2 protein-coding genes are annotated in these 1,180 nt (G+C 74.9%); both read left to right on the forward strand.

Going from position 1 to position 1,180, the window contains the following annotated elements:
- On the forward strand, positions 1 to 729 hold a 729-nt coding region (locus tag I59_RS09915; protein WP_022903736.1), incomplete at its 5' end, for an aminotransferase class I/II-fold pyridoxal phosphate-dependent enzyme.
- A gap of 107 nt (positions 730 to 836) precedes the next feature.
- Positions 837 to 1,180: DUF6518 family protein (locus I59_RS09920; RefSeq protein WP_031273555.1), on the forward strand; the 344-nt coding region annotated here is incomplete at its 3' end.

Here is a 1,180-nt window from a genome sequence, read left to right on the forward strand (position 1 = left end):
CTCCGTCGCACGGCACCGGCGGTCGCGTACGTCATGCCCGCGCTGCACAACCCGACCGGCGCGACGATGACCCCGGACGCCCGCGACCTGCTCGTGTCCGTCGCGGCCGCGGTCGGCACCACCGTGGTCGCCGACGAGACGATGGGGGAGCTCCGCATCGACGGGCCCGCGGCGACGCCGCTCGCCGCTGCGTCCGACGACGTCGTCATGATCGGTTCGGCCGACAAGGTGTTCTGGGGTGGGCTCCGGATCGGATGGGTGCGGGCCCGGCCCGAACTGCTGCAGCGGCTGCTGCTCGCCCGTCCGACCGGTGACCTCGGGACGCCCGTGCTCGACCAGCTGGTCGCGCGGGAGCTCGTACCGCGCACGGCGGCCGTCCTGGAGGAACGGCGTGCGTACCTGGCGCAGGCCCGCGACGACGTCGTGGGCGCGTTGCGCGCGCGACTCCCCGAGTGGGACGTCCCCTCACCGGCGGGCGGGTTGACGACGTGGGTCGGGCTCGGGCGGCCGGTGTCGAGCGCGCTCGTCCTGGCAGCGCGGGACGAGGGGGTCGTGCTCGCCTCCGGCGGGGTCTTCGGCCCGGACGGCGGCTTCGAGCGGTTCCTCCGCGTGCCGTTCACGATGCCCGCTGCCGACCGGTCGCGGATGGTCGACGTGCTCGAGCGGGCCTGGGCGCGGGTCGGCGGGGAGTCGGTCGGCCCGAGCGGGTCGCTCGCAGCCGTCGTCTGAACCGGCCGGGCGGCCCTGGGTGGTCCTGCGGGGATCATCCTGTGGGTGGAGGCCGTCGGGCCTCCGGGGTGATGTCCGCCGGACCCGGAACCGGGATCGTGGGATGCATGGAGACGATCGTGCACACCGCGCAGCCCGGGACCGCGGGCCGGGAGACCGACCCCCACGCCGTGCCACCGGCGATCCGCGTGACGATGGCGACCGGGCTCGCCCTGCTGGCGGGTGTGCTCTGCTCGTTCGGGCAGGCGGTCCCCGGGCTCGGACAGCTCGCGAACTCGGCCGGGCCGTGGTTCGTGGTGGCGGCGCTCCTCGTGCTCCTCGCGGGCCTGCACCGGCGCCCGGTGCTGCCGATGGTGCTCGGGGTCGTCTTCCTCGAGCTCATGCACGTCGGGTACTGGGCCGCGACGAACCTCCGCGGCTACCCGGACGTCCTGTCCGTCACGAACTTCTG

It is taken from the genome of Curtobacterium sp. B8, assembly GCF_000333315.1.
Taxonomy (GTDB): Bacteria; Actinomycetota; Actinomycetes; order Actinomycetales; family Microbacteriaceae; genus Curtobacterium; species Curtobacterium luteum.